The sequence below is a fragment of the Exiguobacterium sp. s121 genome (assembly GCF_018617245.1).
Classification (GTDB): domain Bacteria; phylum Bacillota; class Bacilli; order Exiguobacteriales; family Exiguobacteriaceae; genus Exiguobacterium; species Exiguobacterium profundum.
Map to the genome: position 1 here is coordinate 1,638,361 of NZ_JACSJV010000001.1, position 11,908 is coordinate 1,650,268.

An 11,908-nucleotide genomic window follows, 5' to 3' on the forward strand; every position below is an offset into this window, starting at 1 on the left:
GTGTCACTCCTCCGATGCGTACTCATAGAAACTGATGGTGATGACATCTGAGTATCGCTGTTCTTTAATTCGTTCAAATCGTCCCACCCGCTCCGGTAATGTCACGTCACTACCGTGTTCACAGACGATTACGCCGATATCGATCAACAAATCTGATTCATCGATCAGCTGTAAGAACGCCACGTGTTCTTCCGCATGATAAGGAGGATCCATAAAGATGAGCTTGAATTGTTCCTGTTGAACCTTGAGTTGTTCGAGTACCGCCTTGGCGTCTTGACGATATACTCTCCCTTTTACTTCATAATGGGTCGCTCGCAAGTTCTCTTGAATCGTTTGGACGGCTTTCGGTTGACGATCGACAAAAATAGCTTCGTCACAACCTCGTGATAACGCCTCGATTCCGAGCCCACCGCTGCCCGCGTAAAGGTCTAGTGCTTTCCCGCCTGAAAAATAAGGTCCGATAATGTTGAATAACGATTCCTTCACTTTATCGGTCGTCGGCCGTGTCGCCGTTCCTGGGACCGCTTTTAAACGGGTCCCTTTTCGTTCTCCAGATATGACACGCATGTCTTTCCCTCCAGCAGAAAAGATGAAGGTGATGCCACCTTCATCTTTTTGTTTATTTCGATTTTGTCTCGTACGTTTCGGAAATGAATGGGCGTTCGCTTCGAACGACCGCTTCCACAAACGGCAATGCTTTCACTTGTTCGAGTACGGCTTCATGACCTTCGAGGTCAGTATAAAGAAACGCATACTTTTCTCGTTTTGAGACAAAGTAAAGATTCGCATAACGTCTTAACGCTTTCACTTGTTTTAAGGAATTCACGTATACGACGAAGCCAATCCGTTCATTCAACTTAGACGGCGCATCCACAACTTCCGCCTCCTCCGCAGCTACCTCCACCAGAACATCCACCTTCATCAAAGAATGGATTACCGGTCGGGACCTTGATTTTAGGAGAGACTGAATGAGCCAATAGTTCACTCACTTCCCCTAACAACTTATCCAAGCTTCGTTCCGCTTTTTTGAACGCAGCGATTTCCGGCTGAACATCGAGACGACGTTTGATGAGATGCATCTCTTTTTTGATGCGGTCGTGGTCCGGATGATGCTTTCCGAATCGCTGGACATACTCATAGTCCTCTTTCATCTTCAAGAACTCACGCTCGATTTCCTTTGCTTCTTGTGATGCGAGACGTGCCGCTTTCGTTTGAATATATGTTTGAAACGATTCGCTTGCTTCAATCAAATCGGTCAATTCTTCTGTTTGATCGAGCAGGGCAATCGTCTGTTCAGTGATTATCATACCCCTCACCCTTTCTGCCATGATTTTACCACAATTGTTTCCCTATGTAAGCAATCCACACTATAATTGAAGTTGACCGCAAGGCGTTCCATGTAGAAAGGAAGTGAACAGACGCAACCTATGCGTCTACGTATGAAAAAAGTTTCTTTTAATATGATCCGATCGGCCGGTATCAAGACGGATTATGCGAAACCCGAATATTATTTCGATCAGCTCGATAAGGTTCGCGCTGCCGACCTCGTCCTGTTCCCTGAGTATTGGATGGTCAATTCCATCATCTACGGGATGAATAAAGCAATCTTCCCATCACCTGCGACTTATCACCTCGGGCACGACAAGATCGAGATGACGCGCGCCTTTAAAGCGACATATCCGCATCGGATTCCGAAGACATTGATTTATGGAAAGAACCCATACACGATTGAACGCGTGTTGGAAGAATTCCACTACCCGTTCGTCGCCAAAAAAGCCAAATCCTCAATGGGTCAAGGGGTATGGTTAATCAAAAATGACCAAGACTGGTTAGAATACGTCGAGAATCATGATACGTTCTATGTCCAAGAGTTCATCCCGAATGATCGCGACTTACGCATCATCGTGATTGGAGAAGAGGTAGTCGGTGCCTATTGGCGTGTCAGCGAGGCTTTTTTAAACAATGTCGCTCAAGGGGCTAACTTCTCGTACGAAGACATCCCGGAAGACGTCATCAAAGAAGTTCAATCGATTGCCAACACGTTATCTATCAATCACGCAGCGTTTGACGTTATCGTGACGGAAGAAGGATTTTACATTTTGGAATTCAACGTCTTTTTCGGATCAGAAGGACTGCTACCTCTTGGCGTGAAACTCCCTCAAAAAATCGAGGAATACTTAAATTCACTCGGCTGATTAATCGTTCATCTTTTTTTCACAATTTGAACACACGTTATTCCAAGAACGTTTTTGAATATGGTATGATGACATATGAGGTTTATTCGAAAAGGGGGATTATGATGAAATTTGAGCAGTTCCACATCGAGGGAAAAGAAATCCGTTTTGGTTTGCTCGAGACGATCATGGATCATCATCATTTCATCCGTGAAGGTGCTTGGGATTACGAGCGTGCCACGTATGACATGAAATATGAGAAACAATCGACTGGCGAAACATTCTATCTTCGCTTACCTGTATACGCGATCGAAGGTCAAATCGAAGATCGTCACGCTGTTGTCAAAATGCTTACACCGATTTTAGGAAAGCATTATTATCCACACGGTGTTGAATACGATGAAGTCTTCCCAGAAGAAATCGTCCGCGACTGTGAGCGCCGTCTAAAAGCACTCGCAGAAACATTAGAAGTCAAACCCCTTGCATAAGCGAAGGGGTTTTTCTTATGGGCGAGTTAAACGTTGTTAGGCAACTTACGCCGACAAGTCCTTTGATTCGATGATCACGCAACCTTTACTCTTATAATACATAATCATATCTTCTAGTTTTTTCAAATCGTAGCTCGTAATGCAATCCGACAAGACGCTAACCGCATAGTCAGATTTCCGCAGATTGTAGCAAGTCGACTTCACACAGGCGGTCGCATCAGCCCCAGTGATATAAAACGTATCGATGTGATGCTTGGCAATGAACGTCACAAACGCTTCGCTCGTCAAGGCGTTGCCCTTGTACTTTGTGAACACGTGGTCGGACGCGAGCTTCAAATCTGGTGCTAATTCCGCTCCTCGCGTTCCTGTTTTGAACGTTCTCGTCCCTGCTGATAAATTCTCATGACGGATATAGACGATATGTAACTTCTTTTCGACCGCCCAATCAATCGCTTTATTGATGTTGTCGATGATTGCTTTGTAATTTTTCGTGATGTCATTTTGAATGTCAATAACGACTAAGGCTTGGTTCTGCATAATTTGTCCTCCTCCATTTCTAAAAAGCGAACATTAGTTCGACTCCACTATTTAGTATAGCAAAGTTCACTTCTGGAAGATATAGTCATAAGAAACGTAGCGTCGAGCATATAAAAAAGGAGGCCCTTTACGGGTCCTCCCTTATATCATGCCGCAATGACGGTCAATGTCACATCGACTTGACCGAGCAATAAATCGAATTGGTCTCGAACATAGCGGTACAATCGCTCTGCCTCGAGTAGTGTTAATGGTGCAATGATTTGATAATCATAGTGGTCTTTCGAGCGAGAGACGACTTTCACTTCTTTCAAGCCGAATTCGATTGCGCTACACGCGATCAAATCTTCAATCGCCCGTTCCGCAATCGTCACGTCTCCGTATGAATAGTCATTCCCAATCACAGCCATCGTATCGTTCATGGTGATCACTCCTTTTCATTCGCGAGCACTTTAACGTCCTCCATGATAGATTCGATATCGACCGGTTCATCCCCTGCCGTCGCCATCTGCGCGACAGCACGGACATCATGATGGCGGTCGATGACGTACATCGTCGTCGCATGCGTCACGAGTCCGCTGTTCGCCTTCGAATAATAGAACTGTAGCTGACGTGTGATTCGGTCAATGTCTACCTGGTCTCCCGTCAACATCTTCCATCCAGTCGGCTCTGCTTGGAATGCTTCCCCGTAATTTTTCAGAACGGGCACGGTATCCACCTCCGGGTCAACCGTGATCGCGACGAGTTCTACGTCCGAGCCGTATAAGTTCTCTTTTTTCAATTCTTTTTCGAGTTTCATAAAATCACGTAACGTGAGCGGACAAATATCTGGACAGTTCGTATAGAAGAACGTCACAATCTTCACTTTTCCGTTGTCGGAATTATAGGTCTCTTCATTTAATGCGTTCGTTAATGTGAACGGGGTTGGCTCTTGAATGACGGGTAGGTCGTCTTGATTGAAGAAAACAAAATACACGGCTACTCCGATGACGACAAGCGTCAAGACGGTCAAACCGACCGTCAAATAGCTATTCCGTTTCATACAGCTCTCCCTCTCTATGGATCATCCTCCGATTATCGCGCGAAATACGTTCGTCGTTTCACCTGGGTCATATGCCACATAGAGAAGAATGTAAACCGTCACCCCCGTAATGGCCGTGAAGAACCAGACGACTGACGCTTTTGGACCGATTTTCCGGTGCTTCTCGATTTTGTTTTTATAACCGAGATAGAGCGTAATCAATCCGAGGATACCACCTGTGGTTGCGAGAAGAATATGGAAAATCATAAAACCAAGATAGAACGGCTTCACTGAATCCGGTCCCCCAAATGCCGTGTTACCGACAAAAATGGTACGCGAGACGTAAAGGATGAAGAACGTCGTCGCTGCAATCGCTGCGGCCGTCATCACCTTTTTATGTTTTTCGATGTTGCTGCGGTCTTTTGCAATAATCACCCATCCGATGGCGACAAGAATCGCACTGATGACGATGAATGACACACTAATTAAGGCAAGATAGTTCATCAATGTTTCCCCTTTATGTTCTGTTTAATTTTTTTCATTTGTTTCTTGCGGAGTGAATGACATGCCTTCATCAAGAGCAAGTGACTTCGTCCGACGCACCCAGCCGAAGAACGTCCAGCCGAAGAAGAAGCCGTACACGATCTCTTGACCGAGTTTCATGAGGACCCCACCGAAACGTTGATCTTCGAGCGCACTGTTCGTCGCTCCCATCAACGCCTCTAAATCAATTCCGGAAACGTCACCATTCGGGAGACAGTATCCAAGGACCGTCGCAAACGTCTGTGGGTCCGTGTATGCATTATAGAGTGTCGTTTGACTAAAGATGATGAGCGCACAGGCAGGTGTCAGTAAGACCCCGTTGGCGATAATGTACACCATTCGTTTCAAATCGGACATGCCTTCCTCTTCGTCTGAGACGAGTGGAACGATGACCGGATACCACATCGTCAAACTAAAGACGACAAGGGCACCGTGGAAAATACGGTGAACGCCGTAGTTCGTCAAGACGTAGTCGAATACGACCGGCATATGGTAAATCGAGAACAATGCGTTGAATAAAATGAGCGCGATCAGTGGCTTCGTCAAAAACTTGAACATCGGCCCAATCCATTTGAAGCTAAGTACTTTTTCAAACACCCAGTACGGTAGACCGTAAACGACGAGTGCCGGTGCCAAAATATAGACGAGCACCATTTGGAACATATGCACCGATAAAATGATATGTGCCATGACATCGATTGGACTTCCAAAACCGATGTAATACAAGACAATCGCAAACAACATACTAAACTTTTGTAATAACGTGGTCGAGGCATATCCTCGCTTCGCCATTCTCTCTGTCACGACGGCGTATAACACATAAATCCCGACCATGAGCAATCCGAACAGCGGACTCCATAACGTGAGCCAATCAAATTGATTGAGCAGCTCCGACGTATTCCAGAGCATCCGTTCACCCCTTTTCTTTCTCTCCCTAACCTTTGAAACCGTTCACTTCAAGATTACTATTCATTCATTTTTGAAGTAAAGGAAAAAGGACCGAATCATCCGTGTTTCCACAGATGTTCAATCCTTTGTCACAATTACCAAATGAGTAAGCGGAGTGCAGCGACCGTGATGATGGCAACAAAGATACCTAGCCACATCATGCCAACGATCCACGTGTTCCCACGGTTATTCATATGCATGAAGATATATAACTGTAGGAAGACTTGGATGACCGCCAAGATGATTAAAAAACCACCTGCTGCCCACACCGGCATCAATTCCGCATAGACGGCGCCGAATGCCACGAATGTGAGTAAAATCATCATCGCGAAACTGATTAATTGAAGCTGATACTCACGTTTCGACTCTGCTTTTACTTCAAGCTCTAACTGCTTGTGAGATTCGTTCATTACTCGTTTTTCCATATTAGTTCACCATCCCTAAGAGGTAGACGATTGAGAAGATGAAGACCCAAACAACGTCGATAAAGTGCCAATATAGACTCGATACATAAAACTTTGGTGCATTGTATACATCGATCGGACGGTTCCAGTTACGAATCAAGAGCGTCGTGATCCAAAGAAGACCGAACGTTACGTGCGCGCCGTGGAAACCAACCAACGTATAGAAGGCTGAACCGAATGCGCTCGACGTGAACGTGTGACCGATGTGGTAGTAGTGAATGAACTCGTAAATCTCAGCACCAAGGAATCCGGCACCAAGAAGGAGCGTCACAATCAACCAAAGCTTCATACGCCCTGGATTGTTTGCCTTCATGTTCATCATCGCAAGGACACTTGTAAGTGAACTTGTGAGGAGGAGCATCGTCATGATGAAGACGAGCTCCATTTCGAAAATGTTATACGAACGTAATTCCTCTGGCGCACCAGAGTTCAAGAGACCAACGTATGTTCCAAAGAGCGAGGCGAAGAGGACTGTCTCTCCACCAAGGAAGAACCAGAAGGCCACATATTTATTTTTCCCTTCCAGTGTTGCTTTCTCTGGATTGGCCGGGATACCGGTCACTGGGTGTTTTTCAACTGCATGTGCCATTTATTGTTCTCCTTTCTCACGAATCGCTTTCAAGTCTGCTTCGACTTGTGACTTCGGAATGTAGTAGCCGTGATCGTCAATCCAAGAACGTAGGAACATCGAGACGAACGTCATCGCTAATCCAAATCCAATCAATGACCAACCGACGACCGTGTTATCCATCTGGAAGATGGCACCGAGTCCTGCGATAAAGAGGCCGAGTGACATGAAGAACGGAATGAGCGAGTTATTCGGCATGTGAATGTCCGAAACTTCCTCAGCGACTGACACGCGTTTGTTGCCTGCCATTTTCTCGAGCCAGAACGTATCAAGTCCTTTGACGAGTGGTGTTTGTGCAAAGTTGTACTCTGGAGTCGGAACAGGAAGTGTCCACTCAAGCGTACGTCCGTCTCCCCAGTGGTCTGGTTTGACGCGGTCTTTTGACAAGAAGGCTTTCACAACAGCGATGAGCAAGACAATCGTTGACACACCCATGAAGAATGCACCGATTGTCGAGAGCATGTTGAGTGTATCCCAACCTTGACCATCGAGGTATGTGAAGACTCGACGTGGCATACCGAACAATCCGAGGAAGTGTTGCGGGAAGAACGTCAAGTGGAACCCGATAAAGAACAACCAGAACTGCCAGTATCCAAGCTTTTCAGAAAGGGCTTTTCCGAACATGAGTGGGAACCAGTAGTAAAGTCCTGCGAAGAGACCGTATACAACCCCACCTACGATAACGTAGTGGAAGTGAGCGACAACGAAGTAGCTGTCGTGGTACTGATAGTCAGCCGGTGCGACTGAAAGCATAACCCCTGTCATCCCACCAACGAGGAATGAAGGAATGAACGCGACAGAGTAAAGCATGGCCACGTTGAATTTAATTTGACCGCCCCACAGTGTGAAGAGCCAGTTAAAGATTTTAACACCAGTTGGTACGGCAATCGCCATCGTTGCAACAGCGAAGATCGAGTTGGCAACTGGACCAAGACCGACTGTGAACATGTGGTGAACCCAAACCATGAATCCAAGGAAACCGATAAGCATTGTCGCGAAGACCATCGTCGTGTAACCGAAGAGACGTTTACGCGCAAATGTCGGAATGATTTCCGAGAAAATACCGAATGCCGGTAAGATCAAGATGTATACTTCCGGGTGACCGAAGATCCAGAAAAGGTGTTCCCAGATGACAACGTTCCCGCCAAGTGCCGGGTCAAAATAAGCAGCTCCGAAGAGTCGCTCGAACATCAACATGAACAATCCGACCGTAAGTGGTGGGAATGCGAAGACGATCAATGCCGATGCAACGAAAGTCGTCCATGTGAAGAGTGGCATACGCATGAGTTTCATTCCTGGCGCACGCATGTTCAAGATGGTGACGAGGAAGTTAATCCCGGCCATCAATGAACCGAAACCTGAAATCTGAAGACCGAGAGCGTAGAAGTCTACCCCTGTCGCTTCCGGTTGTGTTGAAAGTGGAGCGTAAGCCGTCCACCCTGCGTTTGGTGCTGCTCCGAAGAACCAGCTCAAGTTAAGCATGACTCCACCGAAGAAGAACAACCAAAAACCTAATGAGTTAATGAATGGGAACGCAACGTCGCGTGCCCCGATTTGAAGTGGTACGACGGCGTTCATAAAACCGAATAGCATCGGCATGGCCGCTAGGAAGATCATCGTCGTCCCGTGCATCGTAATCAACTGGTTAAATGTCTCACCGCTGACGAAATCGTTCATTGGTTTGACGAGTTGCCAACGAATCAGTAATGCTTCAATTCCACCGAGAAGGAGGAAGAAGATTCCTGAGAACAAATACAAAATACCGATTTTTTTGTGGTCAACCGTCGTAATCCAATCCATGATGCCATTGTATTTACGCGATTGCTGCATTGCAGTGGTCTGTGCCACGTGAAATCCCCCTTTTCCCGTTAGTCAATCTTCTGCTCATACAAGAAGTCAACGAGTGCATCTAATTCTTCGTTGCTGATTTGACCTTCATTGAATCCTGGCATAAGAGCCCCTTGTTTTTTCTCTTGCGGGTCACGGATCCACTCTTTCAAGTTGTCCTCGTTGTTTTCGAGGTAACCTGCGAGCCATTCACGATCACCGAAGTTCGTTAAACTTGGTGCCACTTTACCGCCGCCGTGACAGCTCAAGCAGCTTTCGACATACACTTGCTCACCTGTAGTCAAGTTTGTGTTGTCTGCGACGAGATTCTCACCGTTCTCGTCTTGCTTAGCTTTCATGTCAGCGAGCCATTGATCATATTCTTCTTGCTCGAGCGCGATGACTTTAAAGTCCATAAGGGCATGTGACGGACCGCAAAGCTCAGCACATTTCCCGTAGTAAGTACCTGGTTCATTTGCATGTAACCACATTTCGTTATCAAGTCCTGGGTTCGTATCTGTCTTACCAGATAAAGCCGGTACCCAGAATGAGTGAATGACATCTTTCGACGTCAAGTTGATGCCGACTCGTTTTCCGACTGGAATGACGAGCTCTTGCCCTGTCACAACACCTGCTTCTGGATATTCAAATTCCCACCAGTACAAGTTAGCTGTAACGTTGATTTCTTCTTCTTTTTTCGCTTCTTTCGCTTTCGCGAGTTCGACAGTCGTCGTGATTGTCGGAACAGCGAGAATGATGAGAAGGATAATCGGAACGACTGTCCAAATCATCTCGAGTGTACTGCTACCTTCAACTTGCTTCGGAATCGATTCATCTTTCCGACGGAACTTCATGAGCACGTACACGTAAATGACCGATACGATGATGAGTACGAAGAGCATGATCGCCAAACTGATGAGAATGATGCGGAGCTGAAGCTCAGCCCCTTCTCCCATCGGCTTCAATGCAGACAATCCCTCTTGACCGCAACCTGATAACAGGACTGCGAACATCATCATCGGGACGATGCCAAACAGAAGCTTCTTAAATGATTTCACAACAATCCCCACTTTCTCCCAAAATGATGTGTAATGGTTTTCTATATAGTGAGTGCGATCACCAGAGTGCTGTCAAAATCAGCGCGATAATCCACACGACTAAATAAATTAATGAATAGAAGAACATTTTGTTTGCCCACTTGATTTCGTCCTCGGCGTTGAATCCTTTCAATCCGAGATACAACCAGTAGCCCCCTAAACCGGCTGCGACTGTCAAGTAAACAAGACCATAGTGCATAAATAAGAGCGATGCCGGAATCAGCGTCGCAATCCACCAGATGATTTGCCGTTTCGTGATGGCAAATCCGTTCACGACCGGAAGCATCGGAATGCCTGCCGCTCGATACTCTTCCGTCCGTCGCATGGCGAGCGCCAGGAAGTGAGGTGGTTGCCATAAGAACATGACAAGGAACATGAGCCACGCATCAATATGAAGTGCCGGATCTAGTGCTGCCCAACCGATGAGCGGTGGAACGGCTCCCGAAATACTACCGACGACTGTATTGAGCGTACTCGTACGCTTCAGCCACATCGTATAAATCACGACATAAAAAAATGCCCCGATTAAACCGAATACTGCGGCGACGTACGATACAAGGAGCAATAGTAGTGTTCCGATTGCAAGTTGTGTCAATCCAAGGAGTAAAATCTTCTCTCCTGAAATCTTGCCGGTTACACTCGGTCGATTGTCCGTACGATCCATTAAGTAATCGATATCTCGGTCCACAAAGTTGTTTAGGTAACAACTCCCCGAAATCACGAGTGCGCTTCCTAACATCGTTAATAAGAGCTGTGGCCAAACTTCAAACAAGTAAAGGACTGGCGTATCGCTCTGGTACGTCGCTGCCACGAAGAATCCTGCAAACACCAACAACAGGTTGGCGCGAACGATTCCCATTTTCGCTAAGGCGACGTAATCTCGGAATGACGTTGATTCTGTATACTCTACATCTACCGTCATCCCTGGGTTGACTTTTGTCATACTGACCCCCCCACATAATCACGAAATCCTCGCATTCTCTTCACAGAAAAAACACAATATGAACAAAATACACTTAACTCTCTACAAAGATACCATATTTTTTTATAAAATACGCCCTTTATGCTTGTAAAATAGCGAGTTTTTTGTGTCAATAGTGTGATATTTGTCACACCTTATGTGCTTTACTAATATTAGAATAACGTTTTTGATAACGATTGCAAGCTTTTCCATTTCGTTTTTTGAACATAAAGCCGTATAATAAGTATGGCGAAAAAAATATAAATAAACAAGGTACATTTTTTAACGGATTTCGATTAGAAGCAGGTGGTATTGCATGCATAAAAAACTCGCGTTTTTCTCAGGGTTTGTCACCCTCGGGATGATGCTTGTCCTCATCATGGGTGGAACCGTGACGAAGACGGATTCAGGAGATGGTTGTGGGACGGACTGGCCACTCTGTCATGGAAAATTAATCCCAACCAATCCTAGTGTTGAAACGATGATTGAATACAGTCACCGCGTAGTCTCCGGTATTGAAGGTCTTCTCATCATTGCGCTCGCCATTTGGACTTTCATCGCGGTCAAACATCGGGTCGATGTGAAAATCTTTGCGTTTCTCGCATTTATCTTTATGCTCATCCAATCAATCATTGGAGCGGGCGCAGTCATTTGGCAACAGTCGGATGCCATCCTGGCCCTTCATTTTGGAATTTCTCTCGTGTCGTTCGCATCGTTACTCATTTTGACGATTCTGTTATTCGAAGGTGACCGGGAACATCAAGTCGTATCGAGACGATTAAGATCTCATCTTTACGGTCTTTCAATTTATACGATGATCGTCGTGTACACAGGAGCCTACGTCCGTCACCTCGGTGCTACATACGCATGTGTCGGTTGGCCGATTTGTGAGCAGAACGTCTGGACGTTCGAGTCGTATGTGCAGATGGGACATCGCATCATGGCGGGTATTCTCGTTTTGTACACGTTGTATGTACTCTATCTTGCCCGAAAAGAAATGAACCGATTGATTGAGCGCGGTATGTGGGCGTCTCTTTTCTTCATCCTACTTCAAGTCGGTACAGGTGCTTGGATCGTTCTTGGAGGACACGCGACTTACGTTCCGCTCCTTCACGCATTCTTGATCACGTGCTACTTCGGTATCCTGTCATACCTCTCTTATCACGCGTATCGGTCGACAGCGCGACAAGACGGGGCACAATTGAAAAACATGAACGGATAAC

General features: G+C 46.1%; 16 protein-coding genes. 3 read left to right on the forward strand and 13 right to left on the reverse strand.

What is annotated here, in order from left to right; genetic code table 11:
* Positions 1-3 precede the first annotated feature (3 nt).
* Genes rsmD through KOG47_RS08440 form a run of 3 tightly spaced genes read right to left on the reverse strand, consistent with a single transcriptional unit; the run spans position 4 to position 1,307 of the window.
* Positions 4-567: a 16S rRNA (guanine(966)-N(2))-methyltransferase RsmD gene (rsmD, locus tag KOG47_RS08430; RefSeq protein ID WP_214691092.1), complete on the reverse strand. Its 564-nt coding sequence runs from the start codon at positions 565-567 to the stop codon at positions 4-6.
* A gap of 52 nt (positions 568-619) precedes the next feature.
* Positions 620-874, reverse strand: a complete 255-nt coding sequence (locus KOG47_RS08435; protein ID WP_143406649.1) for a YlbG family protein — start codon at positions 872-874, stop codon at positions 620-622.
* The gene (locus KOG47_RS08440) at positions 858-1,307 is read right to left on the reverse strand and encodes a YlbF/YmcA family competence regulator (RefSeq protein ID WP_015881293.1); all 450 of its coding nucleotides are present in this window, start codon (positions 1,305-1,307) and stop codon (positions 858-860) included. Before KOG47_RS08440 ends, KOG47_RS08435 begins: the two co-directional genes overlap by 17 nt.
* 132 nt (positions 1,308-1,439) lie before the next feature.
* Here KOG47_RS08440 and KOG47_RS08445 point away from each other — a divergent pair, with 132 nt between their 5' ends.
* A complete protein-coding gene (locus tag KOG47_RS08445) occupies positions 1,440-2,195 on the forward strand; it encodes an ATP-grasp domain-containing protein (protein WP_074037944.1) in 756 nt (251 codons plus the stop codon).
* Between the two features lie 104 nt (positions 2,196-2,299).
* Complete coding sequence (locus KOG47_RS08450) at positions 2,300-2,662, forward strand: YugN family protein (RefSeq protein ID WP_015881291.1); 363 nt, start codon at positions 2,300-2,302, stop codon at positions 2,660-2,662.
* A gap of 45 nt (positions 2,663-2,707) precedes the next feature.
* Here the strand turns inward: KOG47_RS08450 and KOG47_RS08455 are convergent, their stop codons facing one another.
* From KOG47_RS08455 to cyoE, 10 genes are all read right to left on the reverse strand, one after another.
* Positions 2,708-3,199 (reverse strand): cysteine hydrolase family protein, encoded by a 492-nt coding sequence (locus tag KOG47_RS08455; protein WP_159562045.1) that lies wholly within the window; start codon positions 3,197-3,199, stop codon positions 2,708-2,710.
* Positions 3,200-3,345: 146 nt separating this feature from the next.
* Complete coding sequence (locus KOG47_RS08460) at positions 3,346-3,618, reverse strand: hypothetical protein (RefSeq protein ID WP_215244074.1); 273 nt, start codon at positions 3,616-3,618, stop codon at positions 3,346-3,348.
* A gap of 5 nt (positions 3,619-3,623) precedes the next feature.
* The gene (locus KOG47_RS08465) at positions 3,624-4,238 is read right to left on the reverse strand and encodes an SCO family protein (protein WP_214691094.1); all 615 of its coding nucleotides are present in this window, start codon (positions 4,236-4,238) and stop codon (positions 3,624-3,626) included.
* 21 nt (positions 4,239-4,259) lie between these two features.
* Entirely contained in the window at positions 4,260-4,721 is a 462-nt protein-coding gene (locus KOG47_RS08470; RefSeq protein ID WP_015881287.1) for a DUF420 domain-containing protein, read from the reverse strand.
* Positions 4,722-4,745: 24 nt separating this feature from the next.
* Positions 4,746-5,669 (reverse strand): cytochrome c oxidase assembly protein, encoded by a 924-nt coding sequence (locus KOG47_RS08475; protein ID WP_159562043.1) that lies wholly within the window; start codon positions 5,667-5,669, stop codon positions 4,746-4,748.
* A gap of 134 nt (positions 5,670-5,803) precedes the next feature.
* Positions 5,804-6,133 carry a cytochrome C oxidase subunit IV family protein gene (locus KOG47_RS08480; protein WP_031421543.1) on the reverse strand — a complete coding sequence of 110 codons (330 nt, stop codon included), beginning with the start codon at positions 6,131-6,133 and terminating at the stop codon, positions 5,804-5,806.
* 1 nt (position 6,134) lies between these two features.
* On the reverse strand, positions 6,135-6,761 hold the full coding sequence (locus tag KOG47_RS08485; RefSeq protein WP_015881284.1) for a cytochrome (ubi)quinol oxidase subunit III: 627 nt from the start codon (positions 6,759-6,761) through the stop codon (positions 6,135-6,137).
* Positions 6,762-8,630: a cytochrome c oxidase subunit I gene (gene ctaD / locus KOG47_RS08490; protein WP_214691280.1), complete on the reverse strand. Its 1,869-nt coding sequence runs from the start codon at positions 8,628-8,630 to the stop codon at positions 6,762-6,764.
* Between the two features lie 38 nt (positions 8,631-8,668).
* Positions 8,669-9,646 carry a cytochrome c oxidase subunit II gene (gene coxB, locus KOG47_RS08495; RefSeq protein ID WP_214691281.1) on the reverse strand — a complete coding sequence of 326 codons (978 nt, stop codon included), beginning with the start codon at positions 9,644-9,646 and terminating at the stop codon, positions 8,669-8,671.
* A 97-nt stretch (positions 9,647-9,743) separates the two neighbouring features.
* The gene (gene cyoE / locus KOG47_RS08500; protein ID WP_074037356.1) at positions 9,744-10,667 is read right to left on the reverse strand and encodes a heme o synthase; all 924 of its coding nucleotides are present in this window, start codon (positions 10,665-10,667) and stop codon (positions 9,744-9,746) included.
* Between the two features lie 334 nt (positions 10,668-11,001).
* Here cyoE and KOG47_RS08505 point away from each other — a divergent pair, with 334 nt between their 5' ends.
* Positions 11,002-11,907, forward strand: a complete 906-nt coding sequence (locus tag KOG47_RS08505; RefSeq protein WP_214691096.1) for a COX15/CtaA family protein — start codon at positions 11,002-11,004, stop codon at positions 11,905-11,907.
* The last annotated feature ends 1 nt before the right edge of the window (position 11,908 follow it).

What these genes read in the sequence shown, in the direction of transcription:
- KOG47_RS08465 (WP_214691094.1), bottom strand. Translation starts at nt 4,238, where the DNA reads ATGAAACGGAATAGCTATTTGACGGTCGGTTTGACCGTCTTGACGCTT.
- cyoE (WP_074037356.1), bottom strand. Translation starts at nt 10,667, where the DNA reads ATGACAAAAGTCAACCCAGGGATGACGGTAGATGTAGAGTATACAGAA.
- KOG47_RS08450 (WP_015881291.1), top strand. Translation starts at nt 2,300, where the DNA reads ATGAAATTTGAGCAGTTCCACATCGAGGGAAAAGAAATCCGTTTTGGT.
- KOG47_RS08445 (WP_074037944.1), top strand. Translation starts at nt 1,440, where the DNA reads ATGAAAAAAGTTTCTTTTAATATGATCCGATCGGCCGGTATCAAGACG.
- KOG47_RS08480 (WP_031421543.1), bottom strand. Translation starts at nt 6,133, where the DNA reads ATGGAAAAACGAGTAATGAACGAATCTCACAAGCAGTTAGAGCTTGAA.
- coxB (WP_214691281.1), bottom strand. Translation starts at nt 9,646, where the DNA reads ATGATGATGTTCGCAGTCCTGTTATCAGGTTGCGGTCAAGAGGGATTG.
- rsmD (WP_214691092.1), bottom strand. Translation starts at nt 567, where the DNA reads ATGCGTGTCATATCTGGAGAACGAAAAGGGACCCGTTTAAAAGCGGTC.
- KOG47_RS08460 (WP_215244074.1), bottom strand. Translation starts at nt 3,618, where the DNA reads ATGAACGATACGATGGCTGTGATTGGGAATGACTATTCATACGGAGAC.
- ctaD (WP_214691280.1), bottom strand. Translation starts at nt 8,630, where the DNA reads ATGCAGCAATCGCGTAAATACAATGGCATCATGGATTGGATTACGACG.
- KOG47_RS08455 (WP_159562045.1), bottom strand. Translation starts at nt 3,199, where the DNA reads ATGCAGAACCAAGCCTTAGTCGTTATTGACATTCAAAATGACATCACG.
- KOG47_RS08485 (WP_015881284.1), bottom strand. Translation starts at nt 6,761, where the DNA reads ATGGCACATGCAGTTGAAAAACACCCAGTGACCGGTATCCCGGCCAAT.
- KOG47_RS08505 (WP_214691096.1), top strand. Translation starts at nt 11,002, where the DNA reads ATGCATAAAAAACTCGCGTTTTTCTCAGGGTTTGTCACCCTCGGGATG.
- KOG47_RS08475 (WP_159562043.1), bottom strand. Translation starts at nt 5,669, where the DNA reads ATGCTCTGGAATACGTCGGAGCTGCTCAATCAATTTGATTGGCTCACG.
- KOG47_RS08440 (WP_015881293.1), bottom strand. Translation starts at nt 1,307, where the DNA reads ATGATAATCACTGAACAGACGATTGCCCTGCTCGATCAAACAGAAGAA.
- KOG47_RS08470 (WP_015881287.1), bottom strand. Translation starts at nt 4,721, where the DNA reads ATGAACTATCTTGCCTTAATTAGTGTGTCATTCATCGTCATCAGTGCG.